This window comes from Mesorhizobium sp. M7A.F.Ca.US.014.04.1.1, assembly GCF_003998745.1.
Classification (GTDB): domain Bacteria; phylum Pseudomonadota; class Alphaproteobacteria; order Rhizobiales; family Rhizobiaceae; genus Mesorhizobium; species Mesorhizobium ciceri.
Genome location: NZ_RZRW01001216.1, coordinates 1 through 827, shown reverse-complemented (window position 1 = coordinate 827; position 827 = coordinate 1). Strand labels below are relative to the sequence as shown.

General features: G+C 64.4%; 1 protein-coding gene and 1 pseudogene. Both read left to right on the top strand.

All coding sequences use genetic code 11. The features are described 5' to 3' along the window. Positions 1 to 164, top strand: a pseudogene (locus EOA22_RS39770) (acyl-[acyl-carrier-protein]--UDP-N-acetylglucosamine O-acyltransferase); the annotation flags it as partial. After that, positions 136 to 827, top strand: a 692-nt coding sequence (gene lpxI, locus EOA22_RS35660; protein WP_127390716.1) for a UDP-2,3-diacylglucosamine diphosphatase LpxI, incomplete at its 3' end; no start/stop codon positions are given. The pseudogene EOA22_RS39770 and the gene lpxI, both read left to right, overlap by 29 nt.

The following is an 827-nucleotide window of genomic DNA, read 5'->3' as shown; positions in this document are numbered from 1 at the left end:
GTTCCCCCACCGTTGGCGAGAACACCGAGTTCGCCACGGCGGAGTTCGCGTCGTCGCCGACCGCCATGAAGATCATCGATTTCATCACCAGTCGCGGCAAGCGGCACTATGCTGTGCCGTCGCTCAAGGGCGGCGATGGCGACGATGTCGATGACGAAGACTGAGACAGCGGCAGCGCGTCTTGATCTTCCGCCGGGCTCCAGGGTCGGCATCATTGCCGGCGGCGGCAGTCTGCCGGTCGAAGTCGCGGCCGGTTCGGCTGAACAAGGCTATCCGCCCTTCGTCATCCTGATGGAAGGCGAGGTCGACCGCATCGCGGAGCTCTCCCGATACGATCACGAAAGCCTCGCTCTGGAAGGTATAGGCTCGCTGGTCCCATTGCTACGGCGGCACCGGATCACCCATCTGGTGCTTGCAGGCGAGATCAAGCGCCGGCCGCGATTGCTTGCGCTGCGCCCCAGTCTCAGCCTGCTCGCGGTAATTCCGCTGGTCGTCATGGCGCTCGCGCGTGGCGACGATGGCCTGCTGAAGGTCTTGGCGAGGGGCCTCGAAGCCCGTGGAATAAAGGTTGTGGGAGCGCATGAAATCGTGCCGAGCCTTGTCGCCGCCGAAGGCGTCCTGACCAACGCCGCGCCACAAAAGTCGGACTGGCGTGACATCGAGGCAGGCCTTGACGCAGCAAAGGCCATCGGGGCGCTGGACATCGGCCAGGCCGCGATCGCCATCGGTGGCCGGACCATTGCGCTGGAAGGCATCGAAGGAACAGCCGGATTGCTTGAGCGGGCAAAGCTTTTACGCGGCCACGGCCGTATTGCGGTCAAGACCCG